At 62.5% G+C, this 15,931-nt stretch carries 16 protein-coding genes; 12 read left to right on the top strand and 4 right to left on the bottom strand.

Annotation, left to right across the window (positions count from 1 at the left end; all coding sequences use genetic code 11):
- Window positions 1-135: 135 nt before the first annotated feature.
- The 12 genes from WHJ28_RS01910 to WHJ28_RS01855 all read left to right on the top strand — a co-directional run bounded on the left by WHJ28_RS01910 (window position 136) and on the right by WHJ28_RS01855 (window position 11,311).
- Window positions 136-687 carry an RNA polymerase sigma factor gene (locus WHJ28_RS01910; RefSeq protein ID WP_340039389.1) on the top strand — a complete coding sequence of 184 codons (552 nt, stop codon included), beginning with the start codon at window positions 136-138 and terminating at the stop codon, window positions 685-687.
- Complete coding sequence (locus WHJ28_RS01905) at window positions 671-1,738, top strand: hypothetical protein (protein ID WP_340039388.1); 1,068 nt, start codon at window positions 671-673, stop codon at window positions 1,736-1,738. Before WHJ28_RS01910 ends, WHJ28_RS01905 begins: the two co-directional genes overlap by 17 nt.
- 174 nt (window positions 1,739-1,912) lie before the next feature.
- Window positions 1,913-3,352 carry an adenylosuccinate lyase gene (gene purB, locus WHJ28_RS01900; RefSeq protein WP_340039387.1) on the top strand — a complete coding sequence of 480 codons (1,440 nt, stop codon included), beginning with the start codon at window positions 1,913-1,915 and terminating at the stop codon, window positions 3,350-3,352.
- Between the two features lie 37 nt (window positions 3,353-3,389).
- A complete protein-coding gene (locus WHJ28_RS01895; RefSeq protein ID WP_340039386.1) occupies window positions 3,390-4,373 on the top strand; it encodes an ATP-dependent 6-phosphofructokinase in 984 nt (327 codons plus the stop codon).
- 67 nt (window positions 4,374-4,440) lie between these two features.
- On the top strand, window positions 4,441-4,851 hold the full coding sequence (locus tag WHJ28_RS01890; RefSeq protein ID WP_340039385.1) for a hypothetical protein: 411 nt from the start codon (window positions 4,441-4,443) through the stop codon (window positions 4,849-4,851).
- Entirely contained in the window at window positions 4,848-5,741 is an 894-nt protein-coding gene (locus WHJ28_RS01885; RefSeq protein WP_340039384.1) for a DNA/RNA non-specific endonuclease, read from the top strand. The genes WHJ28_RS01890 and WHJ28_RS01885 overlap by 4 nt, the downstream gene beginning before the upstream one ends.
- Window positions 5,742-5,985: 244 nt before the next feature.
- Entirely contained in the window at window positions 5,986-7,266 is a 1,281-nt protein-coding gene (locus WHJ28_RS01880) for a 2-hydroxyacyl-CoA dehydratase subunit D (protein ID WP_340039383.1), read from the top strand.
- The gene (locus WHJ28_RS01875; protein ID WP_340039381.1) at window positions 7,263-8,909 is read left to right on the top strand and encodes an acyl-CoA dehydratase activase; all 1,647 of its coding nucleotides are present in this window, start codon (window positions 7,263-7,265) and stop codon (window positions 8,907-8,909) included. Before WHJ28_RS01880 ends, WHJ28_RS01875 begins: the two co-directional genes overlap by 4 nt.
- A gap of 115 nt (window positions 8,910-9,024) precedes the next feature.
- The gene (locus WHJ28_RS01870; protein ID WP_340039380.1) at window positions 9,025-9,507 is read left to right on the top strand and encodes a replication initiator protein A; all 483 of its coding nucleotides are present in this window, start codon (window positions 9,025-9,027) and stop codon (window positions 9,505-9,507) included.
- Window positions 9,504-9,818 (top strand): P-loop NTPase family protein, encoded by a 315-nt coding sequence (locus tag WHJ28_RS01865; RefSeq protein ID WP_340039378.1) that lies wholly within the window; start codon window positions 9,504-9,506, stop codon window positions 9,816-9,818. The genes WHJ28_RS01870 and WHJ28_RS01865 overlap by 4 nt, the downstream gene beginning before the upstream one ends.
- Window positions 9,815-10,000 (top strand): hypothetical protein, encoded by a 186-nt coding sequence (locus tag WHJ28_RS01860; protein WP_340039377.1) that lies wholly within the window; start codon window positions 9,815-9,817, stop codon window positions 9,998-10,000. Before WHJ28_RS01865 ends, WHJ28_RS01860 begins: the two co-directional genes overlap by 4 nt.
- 279 nt (window positions 10,001-10,279) lie before the next feature.
- The gene (locus tag WHJ28_RS01855) at window positions 10,280-11,311 is read left to right on the top strand and encodes a tyrosine recombinase XerC (protein WP_340039376.1); all 1,032 of its coding nucleotides are present in this window, start codon (window positions 10,280-10,282) and stop codon (window positions 11,309-11,311) included.
- A gap of 22 nt (window positions 11,312-11,333) precedes the next feature.
- Here the strand turns inward: WHJ28_RS01855 and WHJ28_RS01850 are convergent, their stop codons facing one another.
- The 4 genes from WHJ28_RS01850 to WHJ28_RS01835 all read right to left on the bottom strand — a co-directional run bounded on the left by WHJ28_RS01850 (window position 11,334) and on the right by WHJ28_RS01835 (window position 15,720).
- Window positions 11,334-11,684 carry a hypothetical protein gene (locus WHJ28_RS01850; RefSeq protein WP_340039375.1) on the bottom strand — a complete coding sequence of 117 codons (351 nt, stop codon included), beginning with the start codon at window positions 11,682-11,684 and terminating at the stop codon, window positions 11,334-11,336.
- Window positions 11,685-11,713: 29 nt separating this feature from the next.
- Window positions 11,714-13,396: a WG repeat-containing protein gene (locus WHJ28_RS01845; protein WP_340039373.1), complete on the bottom strand. Its 1,683-nt coding sequence runs from the start codon at window positions 13,394-13,396 to the stop codon at window positions 11,714-11,716.
- A gap of 245 nt (window positions 13,397-13,641) precedes the next feature.
- A complete protein-coding gene (locus WHJ28_RS01840; protein ID WP_340039372.1) occupies window positions 13,642-14,379 on the bottom strand; it encodes a hypothetical protein in 738 nt (245 codons plus the stop codon).
- Window positions 14,380-14,391: 12 nt separating this feature from the next.
- On the bottom strand, window positions 14,392-15,720 hold the full coding sequence (locus tag WHJ28_RS01835; protein ID WP_340039371.1) for a MurT ligase domain-containing protein: 1,329 nt from the start codon (window positions 15,718-15,720) through the stop codon (window positions 14,392-14,394).
- Window positions 15,721-15,931: the final 211 nt, after the last annotated feature.

Genomic DNA, 15,931 nt, shown 5'->3' with positions numbered 1-15,931 from the left:
TACAGTTGTCTACCTCTTCTGATTGGAGCATAGCACAATGGTAGACAGTTGTCAACCAAAACCACTGAAACTTTTCCGGCCTCTGCTGTGATATGATAGACGAAAGCGCTTTCCACTTCCCGAAGGAGTGACCCTATGAGAGAGACGACCATCATCAGACAGCTGCGGGCGGGAGACCCGGCGGGGCTGGAGAAGCTGATGGACGCCTATCTGCCCTATGTCTCCGCGGTGGTGTGGCATATTCTGGGCCGCGCCATGCCGCCGGAGGACGGGGAAGAAGTGGTGTCCGACGTGTTTCTGGCCGCCTGGGACCAGGCGGAGGACCTGCGGCCCGGTCAGATCAAGGTATGGCTGGCCGCCGTGGCCCGGCACAAGGCCCGCAACAGGCTGCGTCAGGTGGGGCGGACCCTGCCCCTGGAGGGGGAGGCCCTGGAGATTCCCGGTCAGGCCGACCCGGCGGATCAGCTGGCCCGGGCGGAGGAGGGGCGGCTGGTGCGGGCGGCGGTGGACGCCCTGCCCGATCAGGAGCGGGAGATCTTTCTCCGCTATTACTACTACGCCCAGACCATGCCGGAGATCGCCCGCCGGATGGATCTGAACCTGTCCACCGTCAAGACCAAGCTGCGGCGGGGACGAATGAAGCTGAAGGAACAGTTGACGAGGGAGGGATATGTACATGAAGGGTGACTGGTTCGACCTGCTGGAGGACTACCGGCCCCAGCCCCTGGACCTGGACGAAGAAACCCCCTATTCCTCGTCCCGGATCAGGGAGATGACCATGAAACGCATGACAAACAAAAAGACCAAACCGCACCGGCTGCCGGTGCGGCTGCTGACGGCGGCCGCCGTGGCGGCGGCCCTCACCGTGTCCGCCCTGGCGGTAAGCCGCGTCCTGGGGGCGGGGGAGATGTTCCGGGACTACTTTGCCGACGACGCCCAGCCCCTCACCTCCGCCCAGCTGGAGGCGGCGGACCAGATGGGGACCGCCCTGGGGACGGGGGTCACCAGCAACGGAGCCACCATCACCCCGGTGGCCATCCTGGCGGACCGGCAATTCTGCTATCTGCGCCTGCATATCCAGGCCCCGGAGGGGGTGGTTCTGCCCGACTACACCGAGGAGGAGGGCTGCTATCAGCTGTTTAGCCCAGAACAGGAGCACTTCCTCTCCCTGACGGCGGCTGACGGCGCCAGGCTGGACTACACCTCCTCCCTGGACGTGCTGCCTGACGACGACCCCACCGACAACGAAAAGGACCTGGTGCTGTGGCTGGCCTCCCACCCGGACGGCACCGTCTTCAGCGGCGGCCAGCCCCTGATGCTTACCCTCCACGGGCTGTGGCTCCAGACGCCGGACAAGGACTATACCTCCATCTTTGAGGGCGACTTCCCTCTGAACCTGGGGACGCCGGATCAGGGGCCCAGCCTGGAGCTGGACGTAGCCGGGCTGACCTGGACCGACGAAACCTACGGCTTTACCATTACCCTGGAGGAAATGACCCTCACCCCCCTGAGCCTTACCGCCCGCTATACCGCCACCCAGCCCAACGACCCCAGGGTGGAGCCGGGTGCGGGACCTCTGGAAGTGGTGCTCAAGGACGGGAGGGCCGTCACCGCTCTGAAAGGGAGCGCGCCCGACGGGAACGGCTGCGCGGTGCAGGTCTTTGACGCCCCCCTGGATCTGGAACAGGTGGCCTGTGTCCGGTGGGGCGGCTATCAGATCCAGCTGCCCGTCCGCTGACGGCAAAAGCGGAGCTGCCGCGGTATGCGGCGGCTCCGCTTTGCGTTTTGTCCGCCGATCCCTTTCAAAAACCGGAAATGGAGCGCCTTACCGCACCAGGAAGTTTTTCTTGTGGCGGCAGGCTTTTTATTGTATACTATATAAAGTTGATTTTACAAAAAAGAGGTTTTTGGCATGGATCACGCTCGCTATGAAAGTCCCCTCTCCTCCCGCTACGCCAGTGACCGGATGCAGTATATCTTCTCCCCGGACAAGAAGTTTACCACCTGGCGGCGGCTGTGGGTGGCCCTGGCCCGGGCCGAGATGGAGTTGGGCCTGCCGGTGACCGCCCAGCAGGTAGAGGAGCTGGAGGCTCATATCACCGACATCGACTACGACAAGGCCGCCCAGTACGAAAAGAAGCTGCGCCACGACGTGATGGCCCACGTCCACACCTACGGCGACGCCTGCCCCAAGGCCATGCCCATCATCCACCTGGGGGCCACCAGCTGCTATGTGGGGGACAACACCGACGTGATCCTCATGCGGGAGGGCCTGTGCCTCGTCCGGGACGAGATCGTGCGGGTGCTGGACAAGCTGGCCGCCTTTGCCCGGCGGTACAAGGCCCTGCCCACCCTGGGCTTTACCCACTTCCAGCCCGCCCAACTGGTCACCGTGGGCAAGCGGGCCACCCTGTGGATGAACGAGCTGCTGCTGGACCTCAGTGACGTGGAGTACCGCATCGCCTCTCTGAAGCTGCTGGGGTGCAAGGGCACCACCGGCACCCAGGCCTCCTTCCTGGAGCTCTTCGACGGCGACCATGAGAAATGCCGTCAGCTGGACCGCAGGATCGCCGCCGAGATGGGCTTTGAGGCCACTGTGCCGGTATCGGGGCAGACCTACTCCCGCAAGACGGATTATCAGGTGCTCTCCACCCTGTCCTCCATCGCCCAGAGTGCCAGCAAATTCGCCACCGACCTGCGGCTGCTGTGCCACCTGAAGGAGGTGGAGGAGCCCTTTGAGAAGAGCCAGATCGGCTCCTCCGCCATGCCCTACAAGCGCAATCCCATGCGCTGTGAGCGCATCTGCGCCCTGGCCCGCTATGTGATGGCCGACGCGGTCAACCCCGCCATCACCGCCGCCGGCCAGTGGTTTGAGCGCACCCTGGACGACTCGGCCAACAAGCGCCTTTCCGTGCCCGAGGCCTTCCTGGCGGTGGACGCCATCCTCAACATCTGGGCCAACGTGGCCGACGGCCTGGTGGTCCATGAGAAGGTCATTGAGAAGCACGTTCTGGAGGAGCTGCCCTTCATGGCCAGCGAGAACATCCTGATGGACGCCGTCAAGAAGGGGGGCAACCGGCAGGACCTCCACGAGCGCATCCGCGTGCTCAGCCAGCAGGCGGGGGCCAACGTGAAGGACCTGGGCCTGCCCAACAACCTGATCGACCTCATCGCCGCGGACCCGGCCTTCGACCTGCTCAGCCGGGAGGAGCTCACCGCCCATCTGGAGCCGGGCCGCTACATCGGCCGCTGCCCGGAGCAGGTGGAGGAGTTCCTGACGGAGGCGGTGGAGCCGGTCTTTCAGCGCTATCCCCACGCTCTGGAGGGCAAGACCGCGGAGCTGAAGGTATAAACCAAGGGATCACGGGAAAAACAAGGAGGAAATTGTGATGGAAAAGGCAGTTCGGCGCATTGGCGTATTTACCAGCGGCGGTGACGCCCCCGGCATGAACGCGGCCATCCGTTCGGTGGTTCGTACCGCCGTCCATATGGGTATTGAGTGTATCGGCATCCGCCGTGGCTATCACGGCCTGATCAACGGCGATTTTATCCCCCTGGACTTCGACAGCGTCAGCGGTCTGTCCCGCCGGGGCGGCACCATGCTCTACTCCGCCCGCAGCGAGGACTTTAAGTCCGAGGTGGGCCGGGAGCGGGCCGCCGCCACCTGCAAGCTGCTGGGGCTGGACGCCCTGGTGGGCATCGGCGGCGACGGCACCTTCCGGGGCCTGCTCACCCTGGCCGACAAGGGCCTGAGCGTCATCGGCATCCCCGGCACCATCGACAACGACATCGCCTGCTCTACTTACACCATCGGTTTTGACACCGCCTGCAACACCGCCCTGGAGTCCATCGACAAGCTGCGGGACACCATGCAGTCCCACGAGCGCTGCTCCGTGGTGGAGGTCATGGGCCGTCACGCCGGCCATGTGGCCCTCAACGTGGGCGTGGCCTGCGGCGCCACCGCCGTGGTGGTGCCCGAGCAGGTGGTCAACTACGAGGAGGACCTGATCGAGCCCATCCGCCGGGCCCGGCTGGCTGGCCGCACCCACTTCATGATCATCGTGGCCGAGGGCGTGAAGGGCGGCGCCTACGACATCGCCCAGCACATCCACGAGGCCACCGCCCTGGACACCCGGGTGACCATCCTGGGCCACGTCCAGCGGGGCGGCGCGCCCTCCCTCCGGGACCGGGTGGCGGCCACCTACATGGGTTATGAGGCCGTGCGGCTGCTGGCCGAGGGCAAGAGCTGCCGGGTGGTGGCCATGGACGGCGAGTCCTATGTGGACTACGACATCCACGAGGCCCTGCAGATGAAGAAGGGTCTGGATCAGCAGACCTACACCGTCATGCGCGCCCTCACCGGCGTGCAGTAAGCCAAGCCACACAAACGGAGAGCGGAGCCCGGCTCCGCTCTCCGCCTTTTTAGAAGGGGGGACCGCCATGATCCTGGCGCTGTGCGTGGACGACAAAAACGGCATGGCCTTCAACGGCCGCCGACAGAGCATGGACCGGCTGCTGCGGGCCGATTTACTGACGGCGGCGGGGGAGGGGCCCCTGTGGGTCAGCCCCTACACCGCCAAACAGTTCGCCCCCGCCCCTGCAAACCTGCGCCCGGCGGAGGACTTTCTGCTCCGGGCGGGAGCGGGGGAGGTCTGCTTTGCCGAGTTTCCCCCTCTGGCCCAGGTGCTGGACAGGGTGGAGGGGATTCTCCTTTACAGATGGAACCGGACCTATCCCGCCGATCAGCATCTGGATTTTGACCCGGCGGCGGCAGGGTTCCGGCTGGTCTCCGCCGCCGATTTTTCCGGCTCCTCCCACAAAACCCTGACCAAGGAGGTCTATACCAGATGAAACGAATTTCTGCCGCTCTTCTGTCCCTGATCATGCTGTGCAGCCTGCTGACAGGGTGCCGGCAGGCCGACCAGACGGGTGAGGTCCATGGCCTGTCCGATCTGCCCGCCTATAGCGGCGATCCCTATGTGGCGGTCAATGACAACGTTCCTTACTTTACAGAGGAGGACTACACCACCAACTCCTTTGAGTCCTACAGCGACCTGGACGAGTTGGGCCGGTGCGGGGTGGCCTACGCCTGCGTGGGCACCGACCTGATGCCCACCGAGGACCGGGGCAGCATCGGCCAGGTGAAGCCCACCGGCTGGCAGACGGTGAAGTACGACTGCGTGGACGGCAAGTACCTGTACAACCGCTGCCACCTGATCGGCTTCCAGCTCACCGGCGAGAACGCCAACAACAAGAACCTCATCACCGGCACCCGGTACTTAAACGTGGACGGGATGCTGCCCTTTGAGAACATGGTGGCCGACTATGTGAAGGAGACCGACAACCATGTGCTCTACCGGGTGACCCCCGTCTTTGAGGGGGACAATCTGGTGGCCTCCGGGGTGCTGATGGAGGGCTACAGCGTGGAGGACAGCGGGGAAGGGGTCACCTTCTGCGTGTACGCCTATAACGTGCAGCCCGGCGTCACCATCGACTACGCCACCGGCCTCAGCGCCCTCAGCGGGGAGGAGGTCCCCCAGCCCTCCGCCCCCGCTCAGACTACCAGCGGCTCGGAGGAGGAGCAGGGCACCTATGTGCTCAACACCAGCTCCATGAAGTTCCATTTCCCCGACTGTTCCGGAGCAGCCTCCATGAGCGATGCCAACCGCCGGGACTACACCGGCTCCCGGCAGGAATTGATCGACCAGGGGTATGCGCCCTGCGGCATCTGCAAGCCCTGAAGGAGAGCGGGCGCTGGGCGGCGGGCAGCGGGCCGGTTTTGGTGCCTTTGTAGGGGCGGCATTTATGGTCGCCCGCGTACCCTGATATGGCCTGAAAGTCCCCCTCATCCGGCCCTGCGGGCCACCTTCCCCCCTGTGGGGGGAAGGTAATGGGCGGGCCTGGAATTTAGCGTAGGGGCGGCCTTTATGGCTGCCCGCATAACCCCGCCCGCCCTCATTTATTTCTTCCCAAACGAGGTACCCCATGAAAGACATCGTCACATCCTTCGGGGCCTGGATCCAGGCCCTGTGCGACAAAGACCCGGACAAGGCCCGGAAATGGCTCACCACCGGCTACCGGGCCAAAAACCTGCAATTAAAGCTGGCCCCCGGCAAGCTGACCACCAAGTCCGCCCAGATGGTGGCGGTCCAGACCATGAACTCCATGATCGCGCCCCTGGCCCACCCGGACAGGGCGGCTATGGTCAGCCTGTTTCTGCCCTGCGAGCCCCTCCAGGTGCTGGGGCTGTCCCCTTACTCCTGCGAGGGCTTCGGCTGCTTCCTGTCCGGCACCCAGGCGGAGGGGGCCTTCCTCCGCCACGCCGAGAGCGAGGGCCTGCCCGAGACCTTCTGCTCCTATCATAAAATCTTCATCGGGGCGGCGGAGAAGGGCCTGATGCCCAAGCCCCGGTTCATTCTGTCCACCACCCTGGCCTGCGACGCCAATCTGCTCACCTTCCGGCGGCTGGCGGAGTATTTTGACGTGCCCCACTTCATGGTGGACGTGCCCTACCGCACCGACCAGAGCGCCGTGGACTATGTGGCCGACCAGCTGCGGGACATGGTGGCCTTTCTGGAGAAACAGACCGGCCAGAAGCTGAGCCAGTCCGCCCTGGAGGAGACGGTGGAGCGCAGCAACCGGAGCCTGGCCAACTACCACCGCTATCTGACCCTGAAGGCGGACAAGTGCATCCCCTGTGAGATGACGGGGGAGATGTTCGCCGCCTTCGCCCTCCATATTCTTCTGGGCACCCCGGAAACCGAGGCCTTCACCCTCCAGTGCCTGAAGGACACGGAATCGGCGGCCCCGGCGGAGGGGGTGCGGCTGCTGTGGCACCACACCACCCCCTTTTGGGTGGCCCCCCTGCGGCAGGTCACCGACTTCAACCGGGACGTGCAGATCGTGGGGTGCGATATGTGCTTTGAGGGCATCCAGCCCGCCTTTTCCGCCGACCCCTATGAGGCCATGGCCCAGCGGGTGGTGTACTCCGCCTTTAACGGCCCGGTGTCCCGGCGCATTGAGAAGGGGCTGGAGGCCGCCCGCCAGCTCAAGGCAGACGGAGCGGTGTGGTTCTGCCACTGGGGCTGCAAGCACACCCTGGGCGGGGCACAGCTGGCCAAGGAGACCTTTGAGGCCGCCGGCATCCCCACCCTGGTGCTGGACGGCGACGGCTGCGACCGCAGCCACGGCGGCGAGGGCCAGCTGGCCACCCGCATGGAGGCCTTTGTGGAGCTGCTGAAACAGGGAAAGGGGGGACAGGCATGACCCACTATATCTGTAAATACACCCCGGTGGAACTTTTGCGCGCCCTGGGGGGAGAGTGCGTGGTGCTGGACCAGATGCCCGACTCCTTCCCCCTCAGCGACCAGCTGGGCCACCCCAACCTGTGCGGCTTCGGCAAGGCGGTGCTGGAGGCCTGCCTGTCCGGGCAGGTACGAGAGCTGGTGCTGGTCAACTGCTGCGACGTGATCCGCAGCGTGTACGACATCCTGCTCCGGCACGGCAAGCTGGACTTCCTCTACCTGATGGACCTGCTCCACTGCGGAGGCGACTGCGCCAAAACCCGGATGAAGGGGGAGCTGCTGGCTCTGGCGGAGGCCTACGGGGCCTACAAGGGCACCAAGTTTGACGAAACAGCTTTCCGGGCGGCCTTCACGCCCCTGGACCGGCCTACAGAGCCCTACCTCAGCGTGCTGGGAGGCAGGGTAGGGGACAAGCTCTTTGCGGCCATGGAGGAGGCGCTCCCCCTGCCGGTACGCAACGACACCTGCGTCTACAACCGCAGCGTGGCCCCGCCGCCGGAGGGTGGGGACTTTGACGCCCTGATGGGCTGGTACGCCGGGGCTCTGCTGGAGCAGATCCCCTGTATGCGGATGACCGACGCCGCCGGGCGGCGGCAGCTGGTCAACGACCCCCATCTCAAGGGTGTGGTGTACCATACGGTGAAATTCTGTGACTACTACGGCTTTGAATACTCCGGCCTGCGCCATGAGCTCACCGTGCCCATGCTCAAGCTGGAGTCGGACTATACGGCGGGGAGCAGCGGACAGCTGCGTACCCGGCTGGAGGCCTTTGCCGAGACCATGGTCCCGGCACAAACCACAGCGAAAAAAGGAGGGAGCGCCATGAGCGGCGGACGGTATTATGTGGGCATCGACAGCGGGTCCACCAGCACGGATGTGGCCATTCTGGACCGCAACCGCCAGCTGGTGGCGGGGGTGATTCTGCCCACCGGGGCGGGGGCCTTGGCGGGAGCGGAGCGTGCCCTGGAGCAGGCCCTCAAACAGGCGGGGCTGACCGAGGCGGACATCGCCGCCACCGTCACCACCGGCTACGGGCGCTCCGCCATCCAGATGGGGGACAAGTCCATCACCGAGATCACCTGCCACGCCAAGGGAGCCTACTTCCTGGATTCCACTGTGCGCACCATCATCGACATCGGCGGTCAGGACAGCAAGGTGATCCGGCTGGACGACCAGGGCAACGTGGTCAACTTCCTGATGAACGACAAGTGTGCCGCCGGTACCGGCCGCTTTCTGGAGCTGATGGCCCGCACCCTGGAGCTGTCCATGGAGGAGATGAGCTGGGCCGGGCTGGAGTGGAAGGAGGACATCGCCATTTCCTCCATGTGCACCGTCTTTGCCGAGTCGGAGGTGGTGTCCCTCATCGCCCAGAACAAGGACCGGGGGGACATCATCCACGGCCTGAACCAGTCGGTGGCCTCCCGCACCGCCGCCCTGTGCCGCCGCCTGGGGGGCGAGAGCAACTATATGATGACCGGCGGCGTGTCCAAGAACCGGGGCGTGGTGGAGGCCATCCAGCGGGAGCTGGGGGTGGATCTCATCGTCTCCGACCGGGCCCAGCTCAACGGTGCTCTGGGCGCCGCCCTCTTCGCTCTGGAGGGGTAATCTCATAGCTATTTCAAAGACCTTCCCTGTGGGGAAGGTCTTTTTTTGCCGCTGGATGTACCCAAACATACAACAAATCCCCCCAAACACCCTACAGGTGAAAGGGGGGAGGCCCATGAAGCTGGTGCGCTACGGCAGGGAGGGGGCGCTGACCAACTATCTGCCCCTGCCCAGGCCGCTGCTGGAGCTGGATCTGTCGGGGACGGCCCTGCTGCTCTACGCTCTGCTGCTGGATCGGGCCACCCTGTCCCAGAAGAACGGCTGGTGGTCAGAGGAGGGGTGGGTGTATGTGCGCTATCCCATCGCCAGGCTGGCGTCGGCGCTGGGGCGGGGAACCACAGTGGTCAAGAAGCGGCTGAAGGAACTGGAACAGGCGGGCCTGATCCGGCGGGTGACGCCAAGGAGGGGGGAGGCCAGCCAAATTTTTTTGTCCCTGCCCGAGGACGCTTTTTTGACCGGGAGCGGGCCGAAAAACCGACCGGGACCCGGTCGGAAACCGGACCATGACCAGGTCGGAAAAGCGTCCCCTAACAACCTGAGGGAACTACAAAAAGAGAACAACTATTCTTATCAATATAGAGAGGGGGAGAGTTTATGATGGATCGGGAGGAACGGCTGCGGGAGGCTATGGAACGGGAAAAAGCCAACCGCATCCAGCAAAAGCGCAAGCGGGTGTTCGGCTCGGCCCAGGGGCTGATGGCCTGTACCTTCGACAAGGACAACGGGGCGGTGCCTCAGCTGGCCTGGGCCAGGCAGTATGTGGAGCACTGGCCGGAGATGCGTCGGGAGAACATGGGCCTGCTGTTCTGGGGCCCGGCGGGCGCGGGCAAAACCTTACGCCCTACGCCCGGGAACAGGTGTACGAGATCATCAACCGCCGGTATCTGTCCGGGCGGCCCATGGTGGTGACCACCAATCTGACTCTGAAGGAGCTGAAAAACGCCGACCGGGACGACAGCCGCATCCATGACCGGGTGCTGGAGCGGTGTGTGCCGGTTTGCTTTGACGGAACCAGTCTGCGGCGGGAAAAAACAGCGGGGCGTGTCAAACGGATGCAGACGCTGCTGACCGGCGGCAGTCCGGCGGATTGACAAAGGTCCGCCGGGATGGTATCGTTGAGTTGTGACGGCATCGTTTCGGAATTGCCGTAGGGGCCGATGCCCACATCGGCCCGCCTGAACCGGGCGTGTCTGTTCGGAACGGACAAACAAACACATACAACAGCATTTTTTATTTTGTTGCAGCAGCCGCCGGCGGAGCCGGGCCGTCTGAGGCCTGGCCGGGGCCGGCTGGAGGGACCCCTCTGGACCTCAACTACGAACTCAACAAAATAAAAATTTTGTTGAGTTGAGAGGAGGGGGAAAGCCCCCATGGACCATAATGACTACAAATTGACCGCTCCTGAGCTGCTCCGCAACTTCCTGGTCTACCACGAGACCATTCAGGGCCACTCCAAGAAAACCGTGGACGAATACTATCTGGATCTGCGCAACTTCTTCCGCTACATCAAACTTGAAAAAGGCCGGGTGCCTCGGGACACGCCGCTGGATCAGATCGATATCGACGACCTGGATCTGGATCTGGCCCGTTCGGTGAATCTCAGTGACGTGTACAGCTACATGAGCTACCTCAGCCGTGACCGGGTCAAGCACGCCAACAGTCCCACCTCCGGCTACGGCCTGGAACCCTCCGCCCGGGCCCGCAAGATCGCCGCCATCCGCTCCTTTTATAAGTATCTCTCCAGCAAGGCCAAGCTGATCGGTGAAAACCCCATGCAGGACCTGGATTCCCCCCGGCTGAAGAAATCCCTGCCCCGGTATCTGTCTCTGGACGAGTCCATCATGCTGCTGGAGGCCGTGGACGAGCCCAACCGGGCCAGAGATTACTGCATTTTGATCCTGTTTCTCAACTGCGGGCTGCGAATTTCAGAGTTAGTTGGTCTTAACCTGACCGATGTCCGGCAGGAACAGCTCCGTGTGCTGGGCAAAGGCAACAAAGAACGGATGATTTTCCTCAATGAAGCCTGCCGGGAGGCGCTGGACGACTGGCTGGAGGAGCGGAACAACCAGGCGGCGGCGGACAAAAACGCCCTCTTCCTCACCCGCTCCCACACCCGCATGACCACGGCGGCGGTCCATTATATGGTAAAACAGCGGCTGCTGAAAGCGGGTCTGGACCCGTCTCTCTACTCCAGCCATAAGCTGCGCCACACCGCCGCCACCCTGATGCTGCAAAACGGCGTGGACGTGCGGACCTTGCAGGAGGTGCTGGGCCACGAGAACCTGAACACCACCCAGATCTATACCCATGTGGACAACGAGAACCTCCGTGCCGCCGCCCGTGCCAATCCCCTGGGCAAGGCCCGGAAAAAGAACAAAAAGGACGAGAATAACGAAGGATAGGGGCGCATTTACGCCCCTATCCTTATTTTCTGACAAATATGCTTATTCTATTGCTGCCGTCCATAAAAGATAATTTATCTTCACAGACCGAGAACTCCTGCCAGTTCGTCGAATATTTTCCGTGTAACCCAATGCTCTTATAATCCGGCTGGCTGCTGTCATCCTCCCATATCAACTCCACCTGATAATCCATATAACCAAAGTGGTAGCTGATGTTTATGTCAATCCCCCGGTACAAATATTCCCTGTCATTATCATTACAATGAACCAGGGCATCTACTTTCTGATAGAAACTATCAGGCGAACCGCCGCACGCTTCCGCAAAGGAGCGAACGCTCCTAAAAGAGCGGTCACAAGCTGCATCATTTAGCATATTTTCCCTTCTCTCTGCAAAAAATTACTTTATGAAGTCGTTATTTCATAGGCCCGCAGGGCCAGCAGAATCCCCTGCTCCACGGTGGTGGTGTCCTTGGGCGACAAGGTGGTGCCGGAGGTGCCCTTCAAAATAGCGGCGGCATGGAGCGCGGCCATGGCCTCCTGCGCCCAGGGAGAGACCTGGGCGGCGTCGGTATAGCCAGACAGGCTGCCGGTCTCCAGCGCCCCCTTCCCTGTCTCCTGCCGGATGTATTGGATGGTCCGGTACAGCATGGCTGCCAGCTGTTCCCGGGTCACAACTGCATCGGGGGCAAATTTGCTGCCATCCTCCACCCCTTCAATGATCCCGGCTGCCGCCCCCTTTCGGGCCATCCAGTCCTTGGTGTCCGTGAAGCGGTTGGCCTCGCCCTCCAAAATGGGCCGCCCGGTGGTCAGTTCCGCCAGGTTGACCATCAGTTCGGCGCACTGGAGCCGGGTCAGAGAGGACTGTAAATTACAGGCAGTCCGTTCTGTGACGATCTCACGCACATAGGCCCGGCGGATCTCCTCCTCTGCCCAGCTGCTTTGCTTCGCCAGCGGGCTTTTCAGAATGCCCCACACGCCGTCCTCCCGCTGGACCCAGGCCAGGCCCTCAGAAAAAGGCAGCGCGTCGGCATACACGCAGGGGATCACCATCTGACCGGAAGTGTCCATATAGCCCCACTTCCCGCCGTTACAGACGGCGGCCAGACCCTCAGAATAGGAATAGGAGAATCCGCTGGGATCAGGAGAAACGGCGGCATCGGTGAGCAGCGCTTCACCGGAGGTATCAATAACCTGCAGCGTTCCCTCTTTGACCACAAAAGCATACCCGGAGGAGAAATAGAAGGGCTGCTCATATTCATATGGAATCACCAGTTCGCCGTGGGTGTCCACCGCGCCCCACATTCCGTTTTCGTCCGGGACAGACAGCAATCCATCCCAAAAACCGCTGGTGATCTCAAGCCAACCATCGTCCTCCCAGGTAATCGGTCCCCAAATCTTTTCCCCCTGGCAGTTGATGTAGTAATAATCATCGGTATCCGGCTGGGAGACCAGCGCTCCCCCCTGGGTAAAGCCGGAATAGCTGTTGTCGTATTGGGGCGGGATCACAAGCACCCAGTTCCGGTCCGCAAAGCCCAGCTTGAGGTTTCCGTCCTCTTGGACCTCATAGACAGGAACAAGACCGTTGTAGTTGGCCCAGGGGAGATCTGTCAGGATCAGATTATCAGGGGCCTGGGCAATCACCTGACCATCCGCCCCCAGGGTGACCGGCTGTCCGTCTCTCCCGGTAGTAAACAGGGTGTTGCGTTGAAAGGCGGCATAGCAAGTATCGAAGGAATCAAACGGCAGCGCCAGTGTCCCATCCAAGCCCATCCAGCCCAAAGTCTGAGGATATTCTGTCGGTTTCTTTGTTCCAGCGGGTCGAACCGGCGCAAATCCATTCTGGAAGGGACCCACGCAGTCCAGGGCTGGGTCCACCGCCAGCCGGACCCCGGAGGGGTTCACAAAGTAGCTCGTATTCCCCTTGCTCACATAGGCATAGCCGCAGCTGAAGGAGTAGATCTCATCAAAGGTGTCCAACCACAGAACATCCCCGCCCTCCGCCGCCCGGGCGGGTAGACTGAAAAGGCCACCAGACAAGAGCGTCCCCGTCAAAACAAACGCGCACAACCTTCGAGTGAATTTCATCGTATCCCTCCCTGTTCCAAGTCTGATCGCATAACACGGTCTTTTCTTCCTCTATCTCCATCATAACCCATCCCCTGTGCCCGGTCAAGGATTTCACCCCGATTCTACCCGTGGCCCGGGCGATGGACAGCGGGTACGCACATTCGGAAGGCCCCCTCATCCGGCCCTGCGGGCCACCTTCCCCCCTGTGGGGGGAAGGTTTATAACAAAAAATGGCCGCCATTTGGCGGCCATTTTTCCTATCTTCACTTGTGCGCCAGGGCGGACAGCTCCTCCAGGGTGACCTGGTAGGCCTTTTCGGCGTGGATCAGCCAGTCCGGCTTGTCCGCCGGCACCGGCAGGGTCTCCCCCCTGTTCTCCAGGATGCGCTCTGCAATCCAGGCCAGGAAGGCCGGGTTCTTCACCAGCACCGGCCCGGTGATATGAGTGCCCGCCACGTTGCCCTGGCGGAAGCCCTCCGGGCCTCCCTCCTTCTCATTGCCCATGCCCATGGTCATGGCCTCAAAGATCGGGGTCTCTACCCCGCTGGTATGGGAGCACTTGTTCATAAAGCCCACCACCGGCTCGGGGAACAGGCCGGTTTTGGCGATGGCGTCGTGGGGTACCCGCTTGTCGGTCTCCACGGTGGCAAAGCCCCCAAAGCCCAGTCCCTCATGCACCGTTCCCTTCTGGTCGGTGATGGAACCCCCCAGCAGCTCCATGGCATTGCCGGTGAAGAGCACCAGAGAACCCTCCGCCGCCTCTTTCAGGGCGGCTTTATAAGGGGCCAGCCAGCCCAGGGTTGCCTTCTGGGTGCGCTCGGTGCCCGCCCCCATGTAAATGAGGTCGGCCCCGGTAAAGTCGGGAGCCTCGTCACAGCCCACGGCCTTGACTTCCACCTCAGCCCCCCGCCAGGTGAGATAGCGGGACAGCAAAGTGAGATTGGCGTACTCCCCGTACAGGCTCATGGCCTCGGGGTAGAGATGCAGCAGTTTGATCTTCATGTCCACCCCTCCTTACTCCGTCCGCTGGACCCGGCTGAGCAGCTTGTCCCGGTCGGAGAAGCAGGTGACCACATACAGGTCCTCTTCCCCGTCCTGTTCCAGCAGCTCCGCCGCCTGGGTCACGGTGTCCAGGCAGGTGATCTTGTCCTGAGGCACCGCCGAGCAGTCAAACCGCAGGGCCAGGTCGTTGACGTACTTGCCGCACAGCACCACACGCTTGACATGGGGAGCGGAGAGCTGATCGAAGTCGATGTCCCACAGCCAGCTGGTCTCGCCGGTGAAGTATTTGCGGCTGATGGCGTCCACAATGACCAGCACCGAGCAGTCCTTGCCGGTGTCCTTGATGTAGCGCAGGTTGGTGTCATAGGCCACCGAGTTCTCGTGCTTGCTGGTGAGCAGGGTGCCGTGGTGCTTGCCCAGGGTGAAGGTGACCATCCGGCCATTCTTCAGGATGTAGCTGCCCAGCACGTCGGCAATGGTTTTCTTGTCCACCCCGCACAGCCGGCACAGAGACCAGGCCGCCAGGATGTTGTACACGTTGTAGATGCTGCGGAAGCTGAGGGCAATCTCGGTATCCCCGTCCAGCACCAGCTTGCCCTCCTTCAAGTCCAGACTGGTGGCGGCAAAGTCGGGATCGTGGCGGTGGTGGCCGCAGGCGGTACAGCGGTAGTGGCCCACCTGATTGTAGTGGTAAAGGGTGTACTCCATTTTCCCTTTACATACCGGGCACCGGGCGCCGTCGTCATAGACCCCGTGATGCTCCTTGGTAGCCCCCTCCCAGGCCTCCAGGCCGAACCATTTGACCTTCTCGTGGCCCTGAGCGAAGCAGGACACCAGGGGGTCGTCGGCGTTGAGCACCAGGGTGGTATCGTCGTGGATGGCGGGCAGGATGGCGTCATATACCCACTCGGGATGGCCGTTGCGGGTGAGCTGATCCCGGTACAGGTTGGTGATGACGAAATGGGTGGGATGGAACCACTTGAAGCTGTGGCGGGCGTAGCGCTCGTCGCTCTCCAGCAGCAGCACGTCCCCCTTCATCTTTCCCCCCAGGGTGCAGTGGGTGAGGATCAGGGTGGTGACGCCCTCGATCTGGTTGGAGCCCTCGGCGTTGTACACCACGTCCTTCCCCGCCGCACGCAGCACCGAGGCAATCATCTCCACGGTGGAGGTCTTGCCGTTGGAGCCGGTGACGGCGATGACGTAGGAGGGCAGCTTTACCCGCCGTAGCACGTCAGGGCACAGTTTTAAGGCAAATTGGCCGGGCAGGCTGCTGCCCTTCCCTACCAGCTTGCCCACGAAGCGCAGGATCTTGCACAAAATGATGGCCAGCACCATTCTCATGGACAGTTCACTCCTTATCGAATGCGTACCCTATATTATATCCATCCTTCCCCCGGGAAGTCAACGGCCCAAGGCGGATTGGCGGGGATTTTGTCATGACCTTCCCCCCTCAGGGGGGAAGGTGGCCCACAGGGCCGGATGAGGGGGGGTGGATGGAGCTCCACGCCCACAAAAAAGAGACCGCCATCGGCGGTCTCTTTTCACATGGCGG

It is taken from the genome of Flavonifractor porci, assembly GCF_037572415.1.
GTDB classification, from domain to species: Bacteria; Bacillota; Clostridia; order Oscillospirales; family Oscillospiraceae; genus Flavonifractor; species Flavonifractor porci.
The sequence above is the reverse complement of the archived record's forward strand: the minus strand, read 5'-3'. Positions and strand labels throughout refer to the sequence as shown.

Excerpts from the sequence above, each read along its gene's own strand:
- WHJ28_RS01870 (WP_340039380.1), top strand. The coding sequence starts at position 9,025 with ATGAAGCTGGTGCGCTACGGCAGGGAGGGGGCGCTGACCAACTATCTG.
- WHJ28_RS01835 (WP_340039371.1), bottom strand. The coding sequence starts at position 15,720 with ATGAGAATGGTGCTGGCCATCATTTTGTGCAAGATCCTGCGCTTCGTG.
- WHJ28_RS01865 (WP_340039378.1), top strand. The coding sequence starts at position 9,504 with ATGATGGATCGGGAGGAACGGCTGCGGGAGGCTATGGAACGGGAAAAA.
- WHJ28_RS01885 (WP_340039384.1), top strand. The coding sequence starts at position 4,848 with ATGAAACGAATTTCTGCCGCTCTTCTGTCCCTGATCATGCTGTGCAGC.
- WHJ28_RS01845 (WP_340039373.1), bottom strand. The coding sequence starts at position 13,396 with ATGAAATTCACTCGAAGGTTGTGCGCGTTTGTTTTGACGGGGACGCTC.
- purB (WP_340039387.1), top strand. The coding sequence starts at position 1,913 with ATGGATCACGCTCGCTATGAAAGTCCCCTCTCCTCCCGCTACGCCAGT.
- WHJ28_RS01905 (WP_340039388.1), top strand. The coding sequence starts at position 671 with ATGTACATGAAGGGTGACTGGTTCGACCTGCTGGAGGACTACCGGCCC.
- WHJ28_RS01895 (WP_340039386.1), top strand. The coding sequence starts at position 3,390 with ATGGAAAAGGCAGTTCGGCGCATTGGCGTATTTACCAGCGGCGGTGAC.
- WHJ28_RS01910 (WP_340039389.1), top strand. The coding sequence starts at position 136 with ATGAGAGAGACGACCATCATCAGACAGCTGCGGGCGGGAGACCCGGCG.
- WHJ28_RS01855 (WP_340039376.1), top strand. The coding sequence starts at position 10,280 with ATGGACCATAATGACTACAAATTGACCGCTCCTGAGCTGCTCCGCAAC.
- WHJ28_RS01880 (WP_340039383.1), top strand. The coding sequence starts at position 5,986 with ATGAAAGACATCGTCACATCCTTCGGGGCCTGGATCCAGGCCCTGTGC.
- WHJ28_RS01875 (WP_340039381.1), top strand. The coding sequence starts at position 7,263 with ATGACCCACTATATCTGTAAATACACCCCGGTGGAACTTTTGCGCGCC.
- WHJ28_RS01850 (WP_340039375.1), bottom strand. The coding sequence starts at position 11,684 with ATGCTAAATGATGCAGCTTGTGACCGCTCTTTTAGGAGCGTTCGCTCC.
- WHJ28_RS01840 (WP_340039372.1), bottom strand. The coding sequence starts at position 14,379 with ATGAAGATCAAACTGCTGCATCTCTACCCCGAGGCCATGAGCCTGTAC.
- WHJ28_RS01890 (WP_340039385.1), top strand. The coding sequence starts at position 4,441 with ATGATCCTGGCGCTGTGCGTGGACGACAAAAACGGCATGGCCTTCAAC.